At 71.6% G+C, this 20,218-nt stretch carries 20 protein-coding genes and 5 tRNA genes; 7 read left to right on the forward strand and 18 right to left on the reverse strand.

Translation table 11 applies throughout. The annotated features are described in order from the left end of the window. Window positions 1-120 precede the first annotated feature (120 nt). Window positions 121-306 carry a 50S ribosomal protein L28 gene (gene rpmB, locus A4V12_RS17715; protein WP_064070327.1) on the forward strand — a complete coding sequence of 62 codons (186 nt, stop codon included), beginning with the start codon at window positions 121-123 and terminating at the stop codon, window positions 304-306. 184 nt (window positions 307-490) lie between these two features. Here rpmB and thiD read toward each other — a convergent pair whose 3' ends face one another. Both thiD and A4V12_RS17725 read right to left on the reverse strand, forming a co-directional pair. Further along, entirely contained in the window at window positions 491-1,285 is a 795-nt protein-coding gene (thiD, locus tag A4V12_RS17720) for a bifunctional hydroxymethylpyrimidine kinase/phosphomethylpyrimidine kinase (RefSeq protein WP_064070328.1), read from the reverse strand. Further along, entirely contained in the window at window positions 1,282-2,244 is a 963-nt protein-coding gene (locus A4V12_RS17725) for a thiamine-phosphate kinase (protein ID WP_064070329.1), read from the reverse strand. The genes thiD and A4V12_RS17725 overlap by 4 nt, the downstream gene beginning before the upstream one ends. Before the next feature lie 203 nt (window positions 2,245-2,447). Here A4V12_RS17725 and A4V12_RS17730 point away from each other — a divergent pair, with 203 nt between their 5' ends. Both A4V12_RS17730 and A4V12_RS17735 read left to right on the forward strand, forming a co-directional pair. Then, the gene (locus A4V12_RS17730; RefSeq protein WP_064070330.1) at window positions 2,448-2,681 is read left to right on the forward strand and encodes an Lrp/AsnC family transcriptional regulator; all 234 of its coding nucleotides are present in this window, start codon (window positions 2,448-2,450) and stop codon (window positions 2,679-2,681) included. Between the two features lie 20 nt (window positions 2,682-2,701). After that, the gene (locus A4V12_RS17735) at window positions 2,702-3,193 is read left to right on the forward strand and encodes a DUF3515 domain-containing protein (RefSeq protein WP_064070331.1); all 492 of its coding nucleotides are present in this window, start codon (window positions 2,702-2,704) and stop codon (window positions 3,191-3,193) included. A gap of 61 nt (window positions 3,194-3,254) precedes the next feature. Here A4V12_RS17735 and A4V12_RS17740 read toward each other — a convergent pair whose 3' ends face one another. The 3 genes from A4V12_RS17740 to A4V12_RS17750 all read right to left on the reverse strand — a co-directional run bounded on the left by A4V12_RS17740 (window position 3,255) and on the right by A4V12_RS17750 (window position 6,254). Then, window positions 3,255-4,403, reverse strand: a complete 1,149-nt coding sequence (locus tag A4V12_RS17740) for a D-alanine--D-alanine ligase family protein (RefSeq protein WP_064070332.1) — start codon at window positions 4,401-4,403, stop codon at window positions 3,255-3,257. A 64-nt stretch (window positions 4,404-4,467) separates the two neighbouring features. Then, window positions 4,468-5,505 carry an NAD(P)H-dependent glycerol-3-phosphate dehydrogenase gene (locus A4V12_RS17745; RefSeq protein WP_079137102.1) on the reverse strand — a complete coding sequence of 346 codons (1,038 nt, stop codon included), beginning with the start codon at window positions 5,503-5,505 and terminating at the stop codon, window positions 4,468-4,470. Next, on the reverse strand, window positions 5,502-6,254 hold the full coding sequence (locus A4V12_RS17750; protein WP_064070333.1) for a lysophospholipid acyltransferase family protein: 753 nt from the start codon (window positions 6,252-6,254) through the stop codon (window positions 5,502-5,504). The genes A4V12_RS17745 and A4V12_RS17750 overlap by 4 nt, the downstream gene beginning before the upstream one ends. Before the next feature lie 271 nt (window positions 6,255-6,525). Between A4V12_RS17750 and cofC the strand changes: the two genes are divergently transcribed. Both cofC and A4V12_RS17760 read left to right on the forward strand, forming a co-directional pair. Beyond that, window positions 6,526-7,164 (forward strand): 2-phospho-L-lactate guanylyltransferase, encoded by a 639-nt coding sequence (gene cofC / locus A4V12_RS17755; RefSeq protein WP_064070384.1) that lies wholly within the window; start codon window positions 6,526-6,528, stop codon window positions 7,162-7,164. Window positions 7,165-7,174: 10 nt separating this feature from the next. After that, window positions 7,175-7,378 (forward strand): hypothetical protein, encoded by a 204-nt coding sequence (locus A4V12_RS17760; RefSeq protein WP_064070334.1) that lies wholly within the window; start codon window positions 7,175-7,177, stop codon window positions 7,376-7,378. A gap of 96 nt (window positions 7,379-7,474) precedes the next feature. On the opposite strand, the gene A4V12_RS17765 is transcribed toward A4V12_RS17760, so the two are convergent. The 4 genes from A4V12_RS17765 to leuC form a co-directional block, all read right to left on the reverse strand. Next, complete coding sequence (locus tag A4V12_RS17765) at window positions 7,475-8,164, reverse strand: HU family DNA-binding protein (protein ID WP_064070335.1); 690 nt, start codon at window positions 8,162-8,164, stop codon at window positions 7,475-7,477. Between the two features lie 140 nt (window positions 8,165-8,304). After that, the gene (locus tag A4V12_RS17770) at window positions 8,305-8,532 is read right to left on the reverse strand and encodes a hypothetical protein (protein ID WP_064070336.1); all 228 of its coding nucleotides are present in this window, start codon (window positions 8,530-8,532) and stop codon (window positions 8,305-8,307) included. Window positions 8,533-8,919: 387 nt separating this feature from the next. After that, window positions 8,920-9,513 (reverse strand): 3-isopropylmalate dehydratase small subunit, encoded by a 594-nt coding sequence (gene leuD, locus A4V12_RS17775; protein ID WP_064070337.1) that lies wholly within the window; start codon window positions 9,511-9,513, stop codon window positions 8,920-8,922. 6 nt (window positions 9,514-9,519) lie between these two features. Then, window positions 9,520-10,944 carry a 3-isopropylmalate dehydratase large subunit gene (gene leuC, locus A4V12_RS17780; protein WP_064070338.1) on the reverse strand — a complete coding sequence of 475 codons (1,425 nt, stop codon included), beginning with the start codon at window positions 10,942-10,944 and terminating at the stop codon, window positions 9,520-9,522. Window positions 10,945-11,132: 188 nt separating this feature from the next. Here leuC and ndgR point away from each other — a divergent pair, with 188 nt between their 5' ends. After that, window positions 11,133-11,849 carry an IclR family transcriptional regulator NdgR gene (gene ndgR / locus A4V12_RS17785; protein ID WP_017947593.1) on the forward strand — a complete coding sequence of 239 codons (717 nt, stop codon included), beginning with the start codon at window positions 11,133-11,135 and terminating at the stop codon, window positions 11,847-11,849. A gap of 131 nt (window positions 11,850-11,980) precedes the next feature. Here ndgR and A4V12_RS17790 read toward each other — a convergent pair. From A4V12_RS17790 to A4V12_RS17830, 9 genes are all read right to left on the reverse strand, one after another. Further along, window positions 11,981-12,053: transfer RNA gene (locus A4V12_RS17790), tRNA-Glu, on the reverse strand. Window positions 12,054-12,071: 18 nt separating this feature from the next. Further along, a tRNA-Gln gene (locus A4V12_RS17795) sits at window positions 12,072-12,143 on the reverse strand. 18 nt (window positions 12,144-12,161) lie between these two features. Further along, a tRNA-Glu gene (locus A4V12_RS17800) sits at window positions 12,162-12,237 on the reverse strand. Between the two features lie 60 nt (window positions 12,238-12,297). After that, window positions 12,298-12,370 (reverse strand) — tRNA-Glu (locus A4V12_RS17805). 39 nt (window positions 12,371-12,409) lie between these two features. After that, window positions 12,410-12,481, reverse strand: a tRNA-Gln gene (locus A4V12_RS17810). A gap of 89 nt (window positions 12,482-12,570) precedes the next feature. Next, a complete protein-coding gene (locus A4V12_RS17815; protein WP_064070339.1) occupies window positions 12,571-13,290 on the reverse strand; it encodes an HAD family hydrolase in 720 nt (239 codons plus the stop codon). A gap of 137 nt (window positions 13,291-13,427) precedes the next feature. Continuing rightward, window positions 13,428-14,900: a glutamate--tRNA ligase gene (gene gltX, locus A4V12_RS17820; RefSeq protein ID WP_064070340.1), complete on the reverse strand. Its 1,473-nt coding sequence runs from the start codon at window positions 14,898-14,900 to the stop codon at window positions 13,428-13,430. After that, on the reverse strand, window positions 14,893-15,681 hold the full coding sequence (locus tag A4V12_RS17825) for a fumarylacetoacetate hydrolase family protein (protein ID WP_064070341.1): 789 nt from the start codon (window positions 15,679-15,681) through the stop codon (window positions 14,893-14,895). The genes gltX and A4V12_RS17825 overlap by 8 nt, the downstream gene beginning before the upstream one ends. 80 nt (window positions 15,682-15,761) lie before the next feature. Then, on the reverse strand, window positions 15,762-15,944 hold the full coding sequence (locus A4V12_RS17830; RefSeq protein WP_064070342.1) for a hypothetical protein: 183 nt from the start codon (window positions 15,942-15,944) through the stop codon (window positions 15,762-15,764). A gap of 588 nt (window positions 15,945-16,532) precedes the next feature. Here A4V12_RS17830 and A4V12_RS17835 point away from each other — a divergent pair. Further along, the gene (locus tag A4V12_RS17835) at window positions 16,533-20,213 is read left to right on the forward strand and encodes a sensor histidine kinase (protein WP_064070343.1); all 3,681 of its coding nucleotides are present in this window, start codon (window positions 16,533-16,535) and stop codon (window positions 20,211-20,213) included. Window positions 20,214-20,218 lie beyond the last annotated feature (5 nt).

Genomic DNA, 20,218 nt, shown 5'->3' on the forward strand with positions numbered 1-20,218 from the left:
CTGCTCCGGTTGCCCGATGAAAGTCGGGCCATTCCCCCGGCAACGCCACTTCAGTCACCAGATCTGATTCCGGCTCGCCGGATTTCACTGTAAGTGCACCTGAAGTCTTTGGAGTGACCCGTGGCTGCCAACTGCGACGTCTGCGGCAAGGGGCCGGGCTTCGGCAACAACATCTCGCACTCGCACCGCCGTACGTCTCGTCGCTGGAACCCGAACATCCAGCGCGTGCGTGCCGTGGTCAGTGGGACGCCGAAGCGGCTCAACGCCTGCACCTCGTGCATCAAGGCCGGCAAGGTCTCGCGCTAACGCCGACGACGTTTCGTCGTAGCGCAGCCTCTGCGGTTGCCTTGAAAGCCGGTCCACCTCGGTGGGCCGGCTTTTCGCCGTCCCCGCGCGAGCCGTCCCCGCTCCCGTCGTGCCCGCACTCGCCGTCCCGGCGGGCGGGCGCCGACGCCCTCGCGGGCGCGGGCGCCCTTCCGGTCGCCGTTCCCTAGCGGAAGCGCCAGCCGTGGTCCACCGGGCCGATCCCGCCGCCCAGGGCGAACCCGGCCGCGATGGCTCCGGTGACGTACTCCTTGGCCTCCCGTACCGCCTCCGGGACCGTGCGGCCCTTGCCGAGGCCCGCGGCGACGGCGGAGGCGAGCGTGCAGCCCGTCCCGTGGGTGTGCCGGTTGTCGTGGCGGGGGGCCCGCAGCCAGTGCTCCTCGGAGCCGTCGGTGAGCAGGTCCACCGCGTCCCCCGCCAGGTGCCCGCCCTTGACGAGCGCCCAGCGCGGCCCGTACTCCAGCACCGCGGCGGCGGCCCGCCGCAGGTCCGCCTCGTCCTCCACGCTCACGCCGGTGAGCTGGGCCACCTCGTCCAGGTTCGGTGTCGCCACGGTGGCCACAGGCAGCAGCCGCTTCCGTACCGAGTCGAGCGCGGCGTCGGCCAGGAGCGGGTCGCCGTGCTTGGACACCCCCACGGGGTCGACGACCACCGGCGCGTCCGTCCCGGCCAGGAGCTCCGCGACCGCCTCCACCAGCGGCGCCGAGGACAGCATGCCGGTCTTCACGGCCTGTACGCCGATGTCGTCGACGACGCTGCGGTACTGGGCCCGCACCGCCTCCACGGGCAGTTCCCAGGCGCCCTGGACGCCCAGCGAGTTCTGCGCGGTGACGGCGGTGATCACGCTCATGCCGTGGACGCCGAGCGCCAGCATGGTCTTCAGGTCCGCCTGGACGCCGGCGCCGCCGCCGGAGTCGGACCCGGCGACGGTCAGGACGTTCGGCGGCCCGCCCCGGCTCACTCGCCCTCCCCGAAGTGGTCCCAGCCGCCCTGGGTGTGCCAGGGCGCCCCGTCGACGGTCACCTGGGGCAGGGCGGAGGGGTTGAGCACCTCGCCGATGACCTTCCAGCGGGCGGGGAGCTTCACGTCAGGCGGGAAGGTCGCGACGATGGCGTGGTCCTCGCCCCCGGTGAGGACCCACTGCATGGGGTCGACGCCGACGGCCTGCCCGATGTCGTTCATCTGGGTCGGGATGTCGATGAGTCCGGAGCGCAGGTCGATGCGGACCTTGCTGGCCTCGGCGATGTGCCCGAGGTCGGCGATCAGCCCGTCGCTGACGTCGCACATGGCGGTCGCGCCGAGCCCGGCGGCGGCCGGGCCCGCGTGGTAGGGCGGTTCGGGCCGCCGGTGGGCCTCGACGAAGGCGCGCGGCGAGCGGAACCCGCGCGACAGGACCGCGTACCCGGCGGCCGACCAGCCGAGCCAGCCGGTGTAGGCGACGACGTCGCCGGGCTGCGCCCCGCCCCGGGTGACCGGTTCGTGGTTGCGCAGGTCGCCGAGCGCGGTGATGGACACGGTGATCGTGTCGCCGCGCACGACGTCGCCGCCGACCACGGCCGCGCCCGCGACCTGGCACTCGTCGCGCAGGCCGTCCATCAGCTCCGTGGGCCAGGTGACCGGGAGTTCGGCGGGGACGACCAGGCCGAGCAGCAGCGCGGTGGGGACGGCGCCCATGGCGGCGATGTCCGCGAGGTTCTGCGCGGCGGCCTTGCGGCCGACGTCGTACGCGGTGGACCAGTCGCGCCGGAAGTGCCGGCCCTCCAGCAGGATGTCCGTGCTGGCCACCACGCGCCGGTCGGGTGCGGCCACGACCGCGGCGTCGTCGCCGGGTCCGATCCGTACCGCCGGGGTGGAGGTGAGCCGGGAGGTGAGCTCCCTGATCAGCCCGAACTCCCCCAACTCGCCGACAGTGCCCTTCATCGCTGTGCCCCTTCTGCCCCAGTGCGGTTGCGGTCGCGACCCGTCACTGCTGTAGGTACCGTCAAGTAGACCGTCAACTCGGTGCTTCGTGCGGCGGCCTCGCGCGCCACCGGCCGCGCGGGTCTCCCCGCCGCCCGCGACGACGCGGTACCGTGGCGTCCCTTTCTTCCCCACAAGATCCTCGTGGCCGCCCTGGAGGTTCCGTGGTACAGGCGTACATCCTTATTCAGACCGAGGTGGGCAAGGCGTCGACCGTCGCCGAGACCATCGCCAAGATCCCGGGGGTGATCCAGGCCGAGGACGTGACGGGTCCGTACGACGTGATCGTGCGCGCCCAGGCCGACACGGTCGACGAGCTCGGCCGCATGGTGGTCGCCAAGGTCCAGCAAGTGGACGGCATCACACGGACCCTGACCTGCCCGGTCGTACACCTGTAGCCCCCGTCTACCCTGGGCCGGTGACGTCTTCGCACCGGCTTCGCCGCCTGCCCGCCCTGCCCGTCGCCGTCGTGGCCGTCGCCGTCCTGTCGGCGGCGGCCGGCTGTTCCCCGACGGACGCGCAGGCGTCCGTCGCGGTTCCCACTCCGCCGTCGGAGGAGGCCGCCTACTGCGGCGCGCTGCACGAGGAGCTCCCGGCAACCGTCGCGGGACTCGGCCGGAGTGATCCGGAGCCGCGTTCCGATCTGACCGCCGGGTGGGGGGACGGGGCGATCGTACTGCGCTGCGGCGTCCCCCGGCCCCCCGCGATGACCGACGAGAAGGCGCTGGGCGCCGAGGTGGGCGGCGTGGGCTGGCTGACCGAGCCGCGCGAGGGCGACGGACCCCGGTTCACCACCACGTACCGCAAGACCTACGTGGAGGTGTCGATGGACGAGCGGTTCGCGCACGACGCCACTCCGCTGATGGACCTCGCCGCCGCCGTGAAGAAGGCGGTCCCCCCGAGCGTGTAGGCCCCGGACCGCCCCCGCACCGCCTTCGGGTGGTGCGGGGGCGGTCCTGTGTCCGTCCGCGTCAGCGCAGGCCGGTCGGGCGGCGCAGCGCGGCCTGGATGAGCCGGTCGACGAGCTCCGGGTAGCCGATGCCGCTCTCCTGCCACATGCGCGGGTACATGGAGATCGGCGTGAAGCCGGGCATCGTGTTGATCTCGTTGATGACGAACTCGCCGTCGTCGGTGAGGAAGAAGTCGGCGCGGACGAGGCCCTCGCAGGACGCGGCCTCGAACGCGGCGATGGCGAGCCGCTGGATCTCGGCCGTCTGCTCCGGGGTGATCGGGGCGGGCACGACACCGGAGGCCGAGTCGATGTACTTGGCCTCGAAGTCGTAGAAGTCGTGGTCGGTGACGGGCGGGATCCACGCCGGTACGGACGCGCGCGGACCGTCCTCGAACTCCAGCACCCCGCACTCGATCTCGCGGCCGCTGAGCAGCGACTCGACGATGACCTTGGGGTCGTGGCGCCGGGCCTCCTCGATGGCGGCGTCGAGGCCGGAGAGGTCGTCGACCTTGGTGATGCCCATCGAGGACCCGCCGCGGGCGGGCTTCACGAAGAGCGGCCAGCCGTGCTCGGCGGCGAAGCCGACGACCCTGGCGCGGGCGGCGGAAGGATCCTGCTCCCACTCGCGGGGGCGGATGACCTCGTACGGTCCGACCGGCAGGCCGAAGGAGACGAAGACGCGCTTCATGTACTCCTTGTCCTGCCCGACCGCCGAGGAGAGCACCCCGGCGCCCACGTAGGGCACACCCGCGAGCTCCAGGAGGCCCTGGAGGGTGCCGTCCTCGCCGTAGGGGCCGTGCAGCATCGGGAAGACCACGTCGACGTCGCCGAGGACCTTGGGGACGGCGCCGGGCTCGCTGTAGACGACCTCGCGGTTGCCGGGGTCGACGGACAGCACGACGCTGCCCTCCTCGGACTCGGTGAGGTCGGCGACGGTCGGCAGCGTGCGGTCGGCGATGGCCATCCGCTCCGGCTCGTCGGCGGTCAGCGCCCAGCGGCCGTCGGTGGTGATGCCGATGGGCAGCACGTCGTACTTGTCCCGGTCGATGGCGCGCAGGACGGCGCCGGCCGTGACGACGGAGATGGCGTGCTCGGAGCTGCGGCCGCCGAAGACGACGGCCACGCGCGGCTTGCGCCCGGTGCTGGTGGGGAGGTTCTCGCTGCTCATATCGCGATGAGCGTACCTGCTCCCCCCGGTGGCGTCAGCGACCGCGTGGCCGCCCGTCCGGGCGTCAGCGCCGCTCGGGCTTCGCGGCGCGCGACATCAGCTCCTTGAGGGCCACCATCGGCGGCTTGCCCTCGTGGACGATGTCGACGACGGTCTCGGTGATGGGCATGTCGACGCCGTGCCGGCGGGCCAGGTCGAGGACCGACTCGCAGGACTTGACGCCCTCGGCGGTCTGCTTGGTGACCGCGATGGTCTCCTGGAGGGTCATGCCCCTGCCGAGGTTGGTGCCGAAGGTGTGGTTGCGGCTGAGCGGCGAGGAGCAGGTGGCGACCAGGTCGCCGAGGCCGGCCAGTCCGGAGAACGTCAGCGGGTCGGCGCCCATCGCCAGGCCGAGGCGGGTGGTTTCGGCGAGTCCGCGCGTGATGAGCGACCCCTTGGCGTTGTCGCCGAGGCCCATGCCGTCCGCGATGCCGACGGCCAGCCCGATCACGTTCTTCACGGCGCCGCCCAGTTCGCAGCCGACGACGTCGGTGTTGGTGTACGGGCGGAAGTACGGGGTGTGGCAGGCGGCCTGGAGCCGCTGGGCGACCGCCTCGTCCCGGCAGGCCACGACGGCCGCCGCGGGCATGCGGGCGACGATCTCCTTGGCGAGGTTGGGGCCGGTGACCACGGCGACGCGGCTCTCGGGCACGCCGGCGACCTCCTGGACGACCTCGCTCATCCGCTTGGCGCTGCCCAGTTCGATCCCCTTCATCAGGGAGACCAGGACCGTGTCCGCGGCGAGGTCGGGCACCCACGCGGCGAGGTTGCCGCGGAGCGTCTGGGAGGGAATGGCGAGGACGGTGAAGTCGGCGTCGCGCGCGGCCTCGGCGGGGTCGGTGGTGGCGCGCACGGACTCGGGAAGCCGGGTGCCGGGGAAGTAGTCGGGGTTGGTGCGCGTGGTGTTGATGGCGTCGGCGACCTCCTGGCGGCGGCCCCAGAGGGTCACCTGGCAGCCCGCGTCGGCGAGCACCATGCCGAAGGCGGTCCCCCAGGACCCGGTGCCGAAGACGGCTGCCTTGACGGGGCGGGCCGCCGGGCCCGACGTGTCGGGGCGTGTCACTTCGCTTCCTCCCCTGCGGCCTTGCGCCGCTGTTCCAGGCGGGCCCTGCGGTGGTCGTACGGCGTGGCGGGGGCCTTCTCGCCCCGGACCTCCTCCAGGAGGGAGGTGATGGCGGCCATGATGACCTCGGTCGCCTCCCGCAGTACCTCGGGCGTGGGTTCCTTGTCGTAGAACCGGCTGAGGTCGACGGGCGGGCCGGCCTGCACGACGAGGGTCTTGCGCGGCAGGAGGCGGAGCTTGTTCTCCTTGGCGTACGGCGGCATCGCCAGGTTGGCGCCCCACTGGGCGACCGGGATGACCGGCACCTTGGTGAGCAGCGCGACGCGCGCGGCGCCGGTCTTGCCCGCCATGGGCCACATGTCCGGGTCGCGGGTGAGGGTGCCCTCGGGGTAGAAGGCGACGCATTCGCCCCGCTCGATGGCGGCGACGGCGGCGCGGAAGGCGTCCAGCGCGTTGGTCGTCTCCCGGTAGACGGGGATCTGGCCGGTGTTGGTCAGCATCATGCCGACGAACGAGCTCTTGAACAGCGCCGCTTTCGCCAGGAAGCGCGGGACCCGCCCGGTGTTGTACTGGTAGTGCGCGTACGACAGTGGGTCGAGATAGGAGTTGTGGTTGACCGCGGTGATGAATCCGCCGTCGGCCGGAATGTGCTCCATTCCCCGCCAGTCCCGCTTGAACAGAACCACCAGTGGTGGTTTTGCGATGACCGCCGCAAGGCGGTACCAGAAGCCGATTCTGCGGCGGGACACTCGGACACCTTCCTCTGGGACTGGGCTCACCGGGGGGTCAAGTGTCGCCCCAGGCCCCTGGTCTGTCGAGAACACCGTACGCCCCGCCCCGGACACCTTCGCTCCGGGTCGCGCCGGTGCCGCGCCACAATGGGGCCGGGCGGGCGCGGTGCGCCGTCCCGCCGCGGCCGTGTCGCCGCGGGGCCCCGGGGCCGCCCCGGCGACCTCTCGGCGGGGCCGACGTACGGAAGGAGAGCACGCCACGAACGCCGACCCGACCGGCTCCTGGTCCCTGGTCGTCCCCCTCAAGCCCCTCGCCCTGGCCAAGAGCAGGCTCGCGGGGGCCGCCGGTCCCCTGGTGCGGCCGCGGCTGGCGCTGGCGTTCGCGCAGGACACGGTGGCGGCGGCGCTGGCCTGCCCGGCGGTGCGGGATGTGTCGGTCGTCACGGACGATCCGGTGGCGGCGCTCACGCTCGGCGCGCTGGGAGCCCGGATCGTGCCGGACGGCCCGGCCCGGGGCCTGAACGCCGCGCTGGCGTACGGTGCGCGGGCGGTGCGCGCCCGGCGTCCCGGAGCGCCCGTCGCGACCTTGAACGCCGATCTCCCGGCGCTGCGGCCGGCGGAACTGTCGCGGGTGCTGGCGGTGGCCGCCGAATTCCCCCGGGCTTTTCTCCCGGATGCCGCCGAAATCGGTACGACATTGCTGTCGGCGGCGCCCGGAGTGGAATTGCGTCCCGCTTTCGGCGGTGCGTCGAGGCGCCGGCATTTGTTGTCGGGCGCGGTGGAAATACGGCTGGAGGGGGTCCGTTCGGTGCGGCAGGACGTGGACACCGGTGAGGACCTGCGGGCCGCCGTGGAACTGGGGGTGGGGCCGCGGACGGCCGAGCGGTGGGCGGTGGACGTCCGGGCGGCGGGCGGGGCGGGCGGATAAGCTGCGTTTCATGCAGGCGACCGCGTACACGTACGACCCGGATTCCCGCAGCGGGAGTGTGCTGCTCGACGACGGCACCCCGGTGGACTTCCCCGCCTCGGCCTTCGACGCGGGCGGGCTGCGGCTGCTGCGGCCGGGGCAGCGGGTGCGGATCGAGACCGAGGGGCAGGGCGACGCCCTGCGCATCACCCTGGTGACGCTCCAGACGTTCTGACCCGCTCCGCCCTCCGGGCCTCCGCACGCACCGCGGGCCGGGCTCCCTCTCGGGAGCCCGGCCCGGCGTGTGAGTGGCCCTGGGGCCTCGTGCCGCTTACTTGCTGCGCGAGGCGGTCTTCTTGGCGGTGGTCTTGCGCGCCGTGGTCTTCTTGGCGGGCGCCTTCTTCGCCGTGGCCTTCTTCGCCGGCGCGGTGGTCTTGGCGGTGGTCTTCTTCGCCGCCGCCGCGGTGGTGGTCTTCTTGGCCGGCGTGGCCTTCTTGGCGGCCGCGGTGGTGGTCTTCTTGGCCGGGGTGGCCTTCTTCGCGGTCGTCGCCTTCTTGGCGGCCGTGGCCGTGGTCTTCTTGGCCGGCGTGGCCTTCTTGGCGGTCGTCGCCTTCTTGGCGGCGGCGGCCGAGGTCTTCTTGGCGGCCGCCTTCTTGCCGGCGGCCTTGGAGATGGTGGGCGGCGGGCCCGAAAGGCTGCCCTTGGGCGCCTTCTTGACGGCGACCTCGCCGCCCTTCGGGAGCTTCTTGGAGCCGCTGACCAGGTCCTTGAAGCCCTGACCGGCACGGAAGCGCGGAACGGAGGTCTTCTTGACCCGCACGCGCTCACCCGTCTGCGGGTTGCGGGCGTAGCGGGCCGGGCGGTCGACCTTCTCGAACGAGCCGAACCCGGTGACCGAGACGCGGTCACCGGCGACCACGGCACGGACGATCGCGTCGAGCACCGCGTCGACAGCATCGGCGGCCTGCTGGCGGCCACCCATCTTGTCGGCAATCGCTTCTACGAGCTGCGCCTTGTTCACGTCTTCCCCTTCGGAGACATTGCCGGAACGAAAGTGTTCAAGCTTTTCGCACGTTAGGCAGATATATACCGCAAATCAAACACGAAACGGGCTAATCACCCTAGTGCCGCAATGAAGTCGGCCGCTGCGGAGTTCGAGTGTCAGTCCCCTTCGGGGATTCGGCCCTCGTCGAGGGCCTTCATCAACCGGTCGAGCCGCCTTGCCGCGCCTGCGAGATCGTGCTTCGCCACGGCCGTGACGGCCAACAGCTGCCGGGACAGCGTCATCCTTACGCCCTCCGGGACTTGCAGTTCGCGCACTCGGGTGTGCGCTTCTTTCAGTCGGGCTGCGACGGCCTGATAGAGCTCGAGTTGGCTGTCGCGTTCCATGCACCGATTGTGCCATCTGGGGCGAGTTGTCGCCTCCGTAGGGGGTAACTGGCCTGTCCTGGCGGCATTTCACGGCCGACCGGGCGACCCGCTCACCGGAAGGCATCTACCCAGTAATCTCCGTTCGATGTACGGAAGTTGGGGCCCACCGCCCTGCCGTTCAGGGGGTCCGCGGGGGTGCCGTGCGGGATGTCGCCGACGTCAGCCGGATGGCCCCCCAAGCGCCCTTCCCGCCGACGGGCAAGGTCACTTTCGGCCATCGTCTCCGTGGTTCGCGCGGCGGAGTTGAGCCCCCTCGGAACGGCGGCCGCCGCCACGCACGACGGTGCCCCCGGCCGTGATCGGCCGGGGGCACCGGAGGGTGTCGCGCGGGGGTGTCCTCGAGGGTCAGACCTGGAGGGTGCGCGGCTTGTACGACGGGCGCTTCGCCTCGTAGGCGGCGATGTCCGCCTCGTTCTGCAGGGTGATGCTGATGTCGTCCAGGCCGTTGAGCAGCCGCCAGCGGGCGTTCTCGTCGAGTTCGAACGCCGCGGTGATGCCCTGGGCGCGGACCTCACGGGCCTCCAGGTCGACGGTGATCTCCGCCTGCGGGTCGGTCTCGGTCAGCTCCCACAGCGCGTCCACCGTCGGCTGGTCGAGGACCACGGTGAGCAGGCCGTTCTTCAGCGAGTTGCCGCGGAAGATGTCGGCGAAGCGGGAGGAGATGACGGCCTTGAAGCCGTAGTTCTGGAGCGCCCAGACCGCGTGCTCGCGCGAGGAGCCGGTGCCGAAGTCGGGGCCGGCGACCAGGACCGTGGCGCCCTGCCGCTCGGGGCGGTTGAGGACGAACTCGGGGTCCTTGCGCCAGGCCTCGAACAGGCCGTCCTCGAAGCCGTCGCGGGTGACCTTCTTCAGCCAGTGGGCCGGGATGATCTGGTCGGTGTCCACATTGCTGCGGCGCAGCGGGACGGCCCGGCCGGTGTGGGTGGTGAAAGCTTCCATGGTTGCTCAGACTCCGGCGGTCGCGGGGGCTTCGGACAGGTCGGCGGGCGAGGCCAGGTGGCCCAGCACCGCGGTGGCGGCGGCGACCTGGGGCGACACCAGGTGGGTGCGGCCGCCCTTGCCCTGCCTGCCCTCGAAGTTGCGGTTGGAGGTGGAGGCGGAACGCTCGCCGGGGGCGAGTTGGTCGGGGTTCATGCCCAGGCACATCGAGCAGCCCGCGTGCCGCCATTCGGCGCCGGCCTCCTTGAAGACCTTGTCCAGGCCCTCCTCGACCGCCTGCAGGGCGACCCGGACCGAGCCGGGGACGACCAGCATCCGTACGCCGTCGGCGACTTTGCGGCCGTCCAGGATGCCGGCGGCGGAGCGCAGGTCCTCGATGCGGCCGTTGGTGCAGGAGCCCACGAAGACGGTGTCGACCTTGATGTCGCGCAGCGGCTGTCCGGCGGTCAACCCCATGTACTTCAGGGCGTTCTCGGCGGCCAGGCGCTCCGAAGCGTCTTCGTACGAAGCCGGGTCGGGGACCGACGCCGAAAGCGGCGCACCCTGGCCGGGGTTGGTGCCCCAGGTGACGAAGGGGGCCAGCTCGGAGGCGTCGATGACGACCTCGGCGTCGAAGACCGCGTCCTCGTCGCTGCGCAGCGTCTTCCAGTAGGCGACCGCCGCGTCCCAGTCCTCGCCCTCGGGGGCGTGCGCACGGCCCTCGAGGTAGGCGAAGGTGGTCTCGTCCGGGGCGATCATGCCCGCGCGGGCACCGGCCTCGATCGACATGTTGCAGATGGTCATGCGGGCCTCCATCGAGAGTTTCTCGATGGCGGGGCCGCGGTACTCCAGGACGTAGCCCTGGCCGCCGCCGGTGCCGATCCTGGCGATGATCGCCAGGATGAGGTCCTTGGCGGTGACGTCCTCGGGCAGCTCCCCGTCGACGGTGATCGCCATGGTCTTGGGGCGGGCCATGGGCAGCGTCTGGGTGGCGAGGACGTGCTCGACCTGGGAGGTGCCGATACCGAAGGCGAGCGCGCCGAAGGCGCCGTGCGTGGAGGTGTGGGAGTCGCCGCAGACCACGGTGGTGCCCGGCTGGGTCAGGCCCAGCTGCGGTCCCACGACGTGGACGACGCCCTGCTCGACGTCGCCCAGGGGGTGCAGGCGGACACCGAAGTCGGCGCAGTTCTTGCGCAGCGTCTCCAGCTGGACCCGGGAGACCGGGTCGGCGATGGGCTTGTCGATGTCGAGGGTGGGGGTGTTGTGGTCCTCGGTCGCGATGGTGAGGTCGAGGCGCCGCACCTGCCGGCCGCTCTTGCGCAGACCGTCGAAGGCCTGGGGGCTGGTCACCTCGTGCAGCAGGTGCAGATCGATGAAGAGCAGGTCGGGCTCGCCTTCGGCGCGCCGGACGACATGGTCGTCCCAGACCTTCTCCGCGAGAGTCCTACCCATCGCTTTCCCTCCGGCCGGCGTGGTGTGCCGGCTCCTCTAGAGATCTGTGGGCCCACGCCCGTAAACCCACGTTTCACGTGCTGGACGTCGACATCGGACCCGTTGGTCCCCGGGCCGTACGTACAGGGTGGCAAGTTCCGGGAAAAATTGAACTTGCGTTTCACAGAGTGAGACGTGAATATCGTTGCATGGACAACTCTAGCGGCGTCGGCGTTCTCGACAAGGCAGCTCTGGTATTGAGCGCCCTGGAGTCCGGTCCGGCCACCCTCGCCGGGCTGGTCGCGGCGACAGGGCTCGCACGACCCACGGCACACCGTCTTGCCGTGGCACTGGAACACCACCGGATGGTGGCGAGGGACATGCAGGGCCGGTTCATCCTCGGCCCGCGGCTGGCGGAGCTCGCCGCCGCGGCCGGCGAGGACCGTCTGCTGGCCACGGCGGGACCGGTACTCACCCACCTGCGGGACGTGACCGGCGAGAGCGCGCAGCTCTACCGCCGCCAGGGCGACATGCGCATCTGCGTCGCCGCGGCGGAGCGGCTGTCCGGTCTGCGGGACACCGTGCCGGTCGGCTCGACCCTCACGATGAAGGCCGGCTCGTCGGCCCAGATCCTGATGGCCTGGGAGGAGCCCGAGCGGCTGCACCGGGGTCTGCAGGGGGCCCGCTTCACGGCGACGGCCCTGTCGGGCGTACGCCGCCGTGGCTGGGCCCAGTCGATCGGTGAGCGCGAGCCGGGGGTGGCGTCCGTCTCCGCGCCCGTGCGGGGCCCCTCGAACCGGGTGGTGGCCGCCGTGTCGGTCTCGGGCCCGATCGAGCGCCTGACCCGCCACCCGGGCCGGATGCACGCCCAGGCGGTCATCGACGCCGCCGCCCGGCTCTCGGACGCGCTGCGGCGCTCCGGCTGATCACCGTTCCTGCTGCCGACTCCCGGTCCACCGCTCCAACGCCGCAGCGGTGGGCCGGAGTTGTTCGGCGCTCTCTGCTGTTGTCGGACGCGAAGAAGCCCTCCCCTGCTGGGGAGGGCTTCTTCTGTGCGTACCCCCGACCGGATTCGAACCGGCGCTACCGCCTTGAGAGGGCGGCGTGCTAGGCCGCTACACAACGGGGGCAAGATCAGTGATGATCCGCTGGCCTACCAGGACTCGAACCTAGACTAACTGAACCAGAATCAGTCGTGCTGCCAATTACACCATAGGCCACTGGTGGCTTAGACCAGTTGGTACCCCCGACCGGATTCGAACCGGCGCTACCGCCTTGAGAGGGCGGCGTGCTAGGCCGCTACACAACGGGGGCCCTAGCGATCCTGCATCGAGATCATGGGTGCGACCCAGACGATCTCGCGGGAAGGATCTGTACCCCCGACCGGATTCGAACCGGCGCTACCGCCTTGAGAGGGCGGCGTGCTAGGCCGCTACACAACGGGGGCTTTGCGGATGCCATCCGCGATGCAGATAAGCTCTGCGAGCTGGCCTACCAGGACTCGAACCTAGACTAACTGAACCAGAATCAGTCGTGCTGCCAATTACACCATAGGCCACCAAAACGCAACCCCCGACGGGGATTTTGTTCGGGTTACGCTTCCGGGTTCCGGCCTTTCGGCCCGCTCCCCTCGGCGCAGGAAGAACATTACCCGAAGGAGTCCGGGGCTCCAAAACGGGTATCGCCGCGCAGCAGGCCGGGGAGCTGGTCCAGGCCCGTGATCCTGGTCAGCTCGGGCCTGCCGCCCTTCCCGGTACGGTCCAGCCAGATGCCGGTGAGCCCCGCCTCGACGGCGCCACGGGCGTCGATGTCCGGCTGGTCGCCGACGTACGCGACGTCCGCCGGGCGCAGCCGGAGGGCGTCGCAGGCGGCGTGGAAGGCCGCGGGGTCGGGCTTGGCCACCCCCAGCTCGGCCGCGCACAGCAGGGCCTCGAAACGGTCCCGTACGCCCAGGACGCGCAGCTTGCGCTCCTGGTTGTGGACGGAGGAGTTCGACAGGGCGGCGTGCCGGTAGTCGGCGGCCAGCAGCTCCAGGGCGGGCAGGGTGTCGGGGAACAGCTCCCACGCGGCCTCGTAGTGGCGCAGGTACCGCCGGAACCAGGCGTCCGCCTCGTCGTCGGTCATGCTCCTGCCGAGGAAGTCCCGCACCCGGTCGCGCCGCTGCTCCTCGAACCCCACGCCGCCGGCCTCGAAGCGCTGCCAGTGGAGGGCCGTGAGCTCCTTCCAGCGGGTGAGGGCCCGGTCGACGGAGTCGTACCCGTCGGCCAGGCCCTCGGCGCGCAGGTGGCGCAGCATGCCGGCGCGGTCGGCGCTCGCGTAGTCGAAGATCGTGTCGTCGATGTCCCACAGGATCGCGCGGATCGGCATGGGCCCGAGCCTACGCGGCGACGGCGCCGTGCCGGGCGCGGACGGCCGGGAAAGCGGCGGGGTGGCCGGGGGGCCGGGACGGCGAAGGGGGGCGGCCACCGGTGCACCGGTGGCCGCCCCCCTTCGCGTACGGGACGTTACGACGCGAGCTTCGCCAGCGCGGCGTCGATGCGCGCGAGGGTGCGCTCCTTGCCGAGGATCTCCAGGGACTCGAAGAGCGGCAGGCCGACCGTGCGGCCGGTGACGGCGACGCGGACGGGGGCCTGGGCCTTGCCGAGCTTGAGGCCGTGCTCCTCGCCGGCGGCGAGGACCGCGTTCTTCAGGGACTCGGGGCTGGTCCAGTCCGCGGCCTCCAGCTTGGCGCGGGCCGTGCGCAGGAGGGCGTCGGAGCCCTCCTTCATGGCCTTCTGCCAGGACGCCTCGTCCTGGACCGGCTCCTTCAGGAACAGGAAGTCGACGTTGGCCGTGATCTCGGAGAGGACGGTCAGCCGCGTCTGGGCGTGCGGGGCGATGGCCTCCCAGGCCGCCCGGTCGAAGTCCTCCGGCGCCCAGGGGGCGTGCGGGGCCCGCAGCCACGGCTCGCAGGCCTCCGTGAACGCCTTCACGTCCAGCATCCGGATGTGGTCGCCGTTGATCGACTCGGCCTTCTTGAGGTCGAAGCGGGCCGGATTGGCGTTGACGTCGGCGATGTCGAACTTCGCCACCATCTCGGGGATGGTGAAGACGTCCTGGTCGGCGGAGAAGGACCAGCCCAGCAGGGAGAGGTAGTTCAGCAGGCCCTCGGGGAGGAAGCCGCGCTCCCGGTAGATGTTGAGGGACGCCTGCGGGTCGCGCTTGGAGAGCTTCTTGTTGCCCTCGCCCATGACGTACGGCAGGTGGCCGAAGACGGGGACGTCCTTGGCGACGCCCAGCTCGATCAGTGCCTTGTAGAGGGCGATCTGGCGCGGGGTGGAGGAGAGCAGGTCCTCGCCGCGCAGGACGTGGGTGATCTCCATCAGCGCGTCGTCGACGGGGTTGACGAGCGTGTAGAGGGGGGCGCCGTTGGCGCGGACGATGCCGTAGTCCGGGACGTTGTCCGGGGTGAAGGTGAGTTCGCCGCGGACCACGTCGGTGAAGGTGATCGGCTCGTCGGGCATCCGGAAGCGGACGATCGCCTCGCGGCCCTCCGCCTCGTACGCCGCCTTCTGCTCGTCGGTGAGGTCGCGGCACGTGCCGTCGTACCCGGACGGCCGGCCGGCGGCGCGGGCGGCCTCGCGGCGCTCGTCGAGCTCGGTGGCGGTGCAGTAGCAGCGGTACGCGTAGCCGCCGGCGAGCAGCTTGTCGGCGACGTCCTTGTAGATGTCCATGCGCTGCGACTGGCGGTACGGGGCGTGGGGGCCGCCGGTCTCGGGGCCCTCGTCCCAGTCGAGGCCGAGCCAGCGCAGCGAGTCGAGGAGCTGCTCGTAGGACTCCTCCGAGTCGCGGGCCGCGTCGGTGTCCTCGATGCGGAAGACCATGGTGCCCTGGTTGTGCCGGGCGAAGGCCCAGTTGAACAGGGCGGTGCGGACCAGGCCCACGTGGGGGTTGCCGGTCGGCGAGGGACAGAAACGTACGCGGATCGCGTTAGCCACGCTTGATCACCTTGTTGGTGAGAGTGCCGATGCCTTCGATGGTGACGGCGACCTCGTCGCCGACGTTGAGCGGTCCGACTCCGGCCGGGGTGCCCGTGAGGATGACGTCGCCCGGGAGCAGCGTCATGGCCTCGGTGATGTGGACGACGAGGTCCTCGACGGAGCGGACCATGTCGCTCGTACGACCCAGCTGGCGCTGTTCCCCGTTGACGGTGCACTGGATCGTGACGTCGGAGGGGTCGAGGGAGGTCTCCACCCAGGGGCCCAGGGGGCAGGCGGTGTCGAAGCCCTTGGCGCGCGCCCACTGGTTCTCGCGCCGCTGGACGTCCCGGGCGGTGACGTCGTTGGCGCAGGTGTAGCCGAGGACGACGTCCTTGACCCGCTCGCGCGGGACCTCGCGGCACATGCGGCCGATCACCACGGCGAGCTCCGCCTCGTGGTGCAGCTCGTTCGAGAAGGAGGGGTACTCGATGGCGTCGCCGGAGCCGATGACCGAGGTGGTGGGCTTGAAGAAGGCGACGGGGGCGTCCGGGACCTCGTTGCCGAGCTCCGCGGCGTGCTCCGCGTAGTTGCGGCCGATGGCCACGACCTTGTTGGGCAGGACGGGCGGCAGCAGCCGGACCTTGCTCAGCGGGACCTTCGTCCCGCTGAGTTCGAAGTCTCCGTACGGAATACCCTTGATGATGTCGAGGACGAGACCGCCCTCCTCGCCGGGGGCGCTGTCGCCCTCGACCGCGCCGAAGGCGACATTGCCGTCGATGGAGAACCTGGCGATGCGCACGGGATGCCGCGCCCCTTACTTCCGCTTGCTGGAGTCTGACGTCCCAGGCTAACGCGGGAGGCGCACGCCGCCCGCCGTCGTCACCCGGCGGCGGGGACGGGCGCGTCCATCAGGGTCGTGCGGCGCGGGTTGGCGGTGCTGGCGGGGAGGTCGACCGGGTGCTCCGGCCGCACGCCCTGGTCGAGCTCACCGGCGTCGGCCAGGTGCATCAGGGTGGTGCGGCGGGGGTTGGCGATGCTGCGCATGGTCATCGTCGTCTTCATCGGTGGTGTCGACCTCGGGGTTGGGGCGCCGTCCGGGCGCCTCGTTGACGGTTTTTCCTTCTTTGTAAAGCGTCAGGCTAAACATGGGATTCCCCGTGATTGACGGTAGAAGGCAACGATCTATATGTGAGTTTGCTCACGCTACTAGGGTCGATCGCGACATAACGGACGGTCGGATGGGGCCCGAGAATCGGACATTGCGTACCTGAATGCAGCATTCCGCTGCTGATCATGGCGACTGGGACACCCCCCACCCCCGAGCTCCCCACCAGCGACTCGTACGCGAACGCCCCATTTCTCCCCACTCGCTTTCTACGGCCGGTGACCCGTCACTCACGTGGTGTGACTCCATAACGGGCGGGGGTCGTCGGCCTTGTTGGAGATCCGGCACTGTGCTGGAATTCCACGCACCGCCGCGGATTCCAGACCGGCGCGCTGGGGCGCAACACAGCGCCGGGGCGGCGGTGAGGAAGGGGGATCTGCGCCGGTCACTCACGACCACCACTGGAGCGCGCTCGCGCTCCACGACGCCGACACCGTCCTGTCCGTTCGCGCGGGGGGACGCCTGGTCCAGAGGTTGCGACGCTAGTGCAGGGACGTTTCAAGAGGGATGGCAACGGGTCTCCCCAGGCCCGCCAGGGCCGAGGGGAAGCTGCGGCGGAGCAGGAGCCGCTCGGCGGGACCGACCGCGGCTCCTCGCCCCAGCACACCCAGGCCCCGGGACCGGCCGACGCCGGCGACGGCGGCGACCGTGCGGGACGCCCGGGTGCCGGACAGGGCGGCGACGCCACGTCCACGGCGGCCGGCAGGTCCCGTACGGGCAAGGGCGCCAAGGGCACGAAGACCGCCAAGGGTGCGAAGAGCGCGCCGTCCGAGAAGAGCCCCACGGACGCCGGTTCGCGAATAGCCCTGCGCAACTGGCGCATCAGCACGCGTCTGGTCTCGCTGCTCGCCCTCCCCGTGGTCGCGGCGACCACGCTGGGCGGCATCCGTATCAACGAGTCCATGAACGACATGGAGCAGCTGGATCACATGCAGCTGCTGACCAAGCTGACCCAGGAGGCGACCAACCTCGCCCGGGCGCTCCAGGAGGAGCGCGACCTGACGGCCGGTCCCCTGTCCAACGGCACCTCCCCCACCAACCTCAAGGTCACCGAGCCGCAGAAGAAGGCGGACCGGGCGCGTGACGCGTTCCTGCACGCCACCAACGACATCGGTGACACGCAGGGCGACGAGGCCCTGCAGAGCATCCACACGAACGTCACGCAGATCGCCCGCCAGGTCGTGACGCTCGGCAACATCCGCAGCGGCGCGTACAAGGACGGCGCCCAGGACTTCCAGACGGTCGAGCGCTACAACCGTCTGATCAACTCGCTGCTCAGCCTCTCGCAGGACATGGCCCAGGCGACCAGCAACCCGGAGATGATCAAGCGGACCCGAGCGCTGGCCGCGTTCTCGGCCGCCAAGGAGTACGCCTCCATCCAGCGTGCGATCATCGCCGCCGCTCTCCCCACGACCAGCCAGGAAAAGCGGTCGATGGACACGAACGACCGCGAGTACGGAGCGGCCGCTCGGGAGAACGAGGAGCAGGCCATGAACTCGTTCCAGAACATCTACAGCTCCCTCGGCGGCGACCCGACGGAACTGCTGGCCCCCCTCGGTCCCAACAACCCCTCCATCGCGCAGGCCGACACCTACGCGGACCTCGTGCTCCGCAACGACAACGGCATGAAGCAGCAGGAGGCGCGCAACCACCTCGACTGGACCGACGCCTACGCCACCAAGATGCAGGTCATGGACACCATCGAGGCGTCCCTGCTCGGCGACATGGACAGCACCGCCCGTGAGCTGCGCCAGGAGGAGCAGCGCGACGCGATCATCAACGGTGCCCTGATCCTCCTCGTGCTCGGCGTCTCGCTGGTCGGCGCCTTCGTGGTGGCCCGCTCCATGATCCGGTCGCTGCGGCGGCTCCAGGACACGGCGACCAAGGTCGCCCAGGAACGGCTGCCCGAGCTGGTCAAGCAGCTGTCCGAGGCCGACCCGCAGGACGTCGACACGTCCGTGGAGTCGGTGGGTGTGCACTCCCGGGACGAGATCGGCCAGGTGGCCGCGGCCTTCGACGACGTGCACCGCGAGGCGGTCCGCCTCGCCGCCGAGCAGGCCCTGCTGCGGGGCAACGTCAACGCGATGTTCACCAACCTCTCGCGCCGCTCCCAGGGCCTCATCCAGCGCCAGCTGTCGCTGATCTCCGAGCTCGAGTCCCGCGAGGCCGACCCGGACCAGCTGTCGTCCCTGTTCAAGCTGGACCACCTCGCCACGCGTATGCGCCGTAACGGTGAGAACCTCCTCGTCCTCGCCGGTGAGGAGCCGGGGCGCCGGTGGACCCGGCCCGTCCCGCTCGTCGACGTGCTCCGTGCCGCCGCCTCCGAGGTGGAGCAGTACGAGCGCATCGAACTCGCCTCCGTGCCGGCGACCGAGGTCGCGGGCCGCGTCGTCAACGACCTCGTGCACCTCCTCGCCGAGCTGCTGGAGAACGCCACGTCGTTCTCCTCCCCGCAGACCAAGGTGCGCGTCACCGGTCACGCGCTGCCCGACGGGCGGGTGCTCGTCGAGATCCACGACACCGGTATCGGTCTGTCCCCCGAGGACCTCGCCGCGATCAACGAGCGGCTCGCGTCGCCGCCCACCGTGGACGTGTCGGTCTCCCGGCGCATGGGTCTGTTCGTGGTCGGCCGCCTGTCCCTGCGGCACGGCATCCGCATCCAGCTGCGTCCGTCCGACTCGGGCGGTACGACCGCGCTGGTCATGCTCCCGGTGGACGTCGCCCAGGGCGGCAAGAAGCTGCCCGGCAAGCCCGGCCAGGGCGGCCAGGGCGGCATGCCGCAGGGCTCGTCCGGCCCCGGTGGCCGGCTCGCCGGCGGCCCCGGCGCGGCCGGTGGCGGCCGTCCCGGTCTGGCCGGCGGTCCCGGTGGCCCGGGTGGTGCCCCGGCGGGCCGCAACGGTCTCGGCGCGGGAGGCGGGCCGCGTGCCGCGCTGCCCGGCCGGGACGACGCGGCCGCGCGGCAGGGCGGGCCCCAGGGCGGACCGCAGGGCGGTCAGCCGGGTCGCCACGGCCGGCACGGCCAGGGCCAGGGCGCGCCGGCCGGACAGCCGCAGCAGCAGCGTCAGGGTTCCGGTGTCGCGGGCGCCTTCGGCGGTGGCGACGGCGGCCGCGGTACGCGGGACAACGGCATTCCGACGCGTTCGGACGTCTGGCAGAACGGTCCCGCCGAGCAGGCCCCCCGGCCCGGCAAGCAGCAGCTGCCGCCCTCCGGCGGTCCGCGCGCCGAACTGCCCGGTGCCGGCCAGCAGCACCAGCAGCAGCCGCCCCGCCGGCAGCAGCAGCCCCAGCAGGCGGCCCAGCCGCAGCAGCCCGTTCAGCAGCAGCAGCCGCAGCAGCCGGTCCAGCAGCAGCGCCCCCAGCGCCCGCAGACCCCCAGCTGGGGCGCCGACGTGCCGCGCGGTCACGAGGAGCCGGAGACGACCGGGCAGTACGCCCGCCCGTCGGCCGACCGCCAGGACCCCGCGTCCACGGCGCAGTTCGCGCGCCCGGACTACAACGCCGGGCTCCCGCAGCAGCAGCCCGAGGCGCTGCCGCCCGCGCCCGGCGCCGGGGACGGCCGTACGCCGCTGTACGACACGCTGGAGACCAACTGGTTCCACCAGAACGGTCAGGCCCAGCAGCCGCCCCAGCAGCAGGAGGCGCCCGCACGCGGCGACGCCGCCGCGTACCCGGCCCACGACCGGACGATGCCGACCCCGGCCGTGCCGCAGCAGCCCGCGCCCCGTCCGGCGCGGCCCTCGCAGGCCCGGCCCACGCCGTCGCTGCCCTCGCGCCGCGACGTGCCGGCCGCCGGCCAGGCCTCCGGTCAGGGCGCGGCGCAGGCTCCCGGTCAGGGCTCCGGCCCGGGCACCGACCCGGCCTCCACGACCGGTGCGTGGCGCACCACCCCCAACGACGAGCTGGTGCGCCAGGCCGAGCGGGTCCGCAAGCCCGCCGCCGGCGGCGTCACCACCTCCGGCCTCCCCCGCCGGGTCCCGCGTGCCAATCTGGTACCGGGCACCGCGCAGGAGTCGGCCCACCAGTCCGGTCCGCAGGTCTCGCGTGCGCCTGATGACGTACGCGGCCGCCTGACCAACCTCCGCCGCGGCATCCAGCAGGGGCGTCAGGCAGGCAGCTCCACCACGGGCAGTTTCCACACAGGCCCCACTCACCAGCAGGAGCGTTAGTTGAG

Origin of the sequence: Streptomyces noursei, assembly GCF_001646665.1 — a bacterium.
Taxonomy (GTDB): Bacteria; Actinomycetota; Actinomycetes; order Streptomycetales; family Streptomycetaceae; genus Streptomyces; species Streptomyces lavendulocolor.

Coding starts and splice junctions, on each gene's coding strand:
- A4V12_RS17725 (WP_064070329.1), bottom strand. CDS start 2,244: ATGAAGGGCACTGTCGGCGAGTTGGGGGAGTTCGGGCTGATCAGGGAG.
- A4V12_RS17740 (WP_064070332.1), bottom strand. CDS start 4,403: ATGAGCAGCGAGAACCTCCCCACCAGCACCGGGCGCAAGCCGCGCGTG.
- A4V12_RS17760 (WP_064070334.1), top strand. CDS start 7,175: ATGCAGGCGACCGCGTACACGTACGACCCGGATTCCCGCAGCGGGAGT.
- A4V12_RS17770 (WP_064070336.1), bottom strand. CDS start 8,532: ATGGAACGCGACAGCCAACTCGAGCTCTATCAGGCCGTCGCAGCCCGA.
- leuD (WP_064070337.1), bottom strand. CDS start 9,513: ATGGAAGCTTTCACCACCCACACCGGCCGGGCCGTCCCGCTGCGCCGC.
- leuC (WP_064070338.1), bottom strand. CDS start 10,944: ATGGGTAGGACTCTCGCGGAGAAGGTCTGGGACGACCATGTCGTCCGG.
- ndgR (WP_017947593.1), top strand. CDS start 11,133: ATGGACAACTCTAGCGGCGTCGGCGTTCTCGACAAGGCAGCTCTGGTA.
- A4V12_RS17815 (WP_064070339.1), bottom strand. CDS start 13,290: ATGCCGATCCGCGCGATCCTGTGGGACATCGACGACACGATCTTCGAC.
- A4V12_RS17830 (WP_064070342.1), bottom strand. CDS start 15,944: ATGAAGACGACGATGACCATGCGCAGCATCGCCAACCCCCGCCGCACC.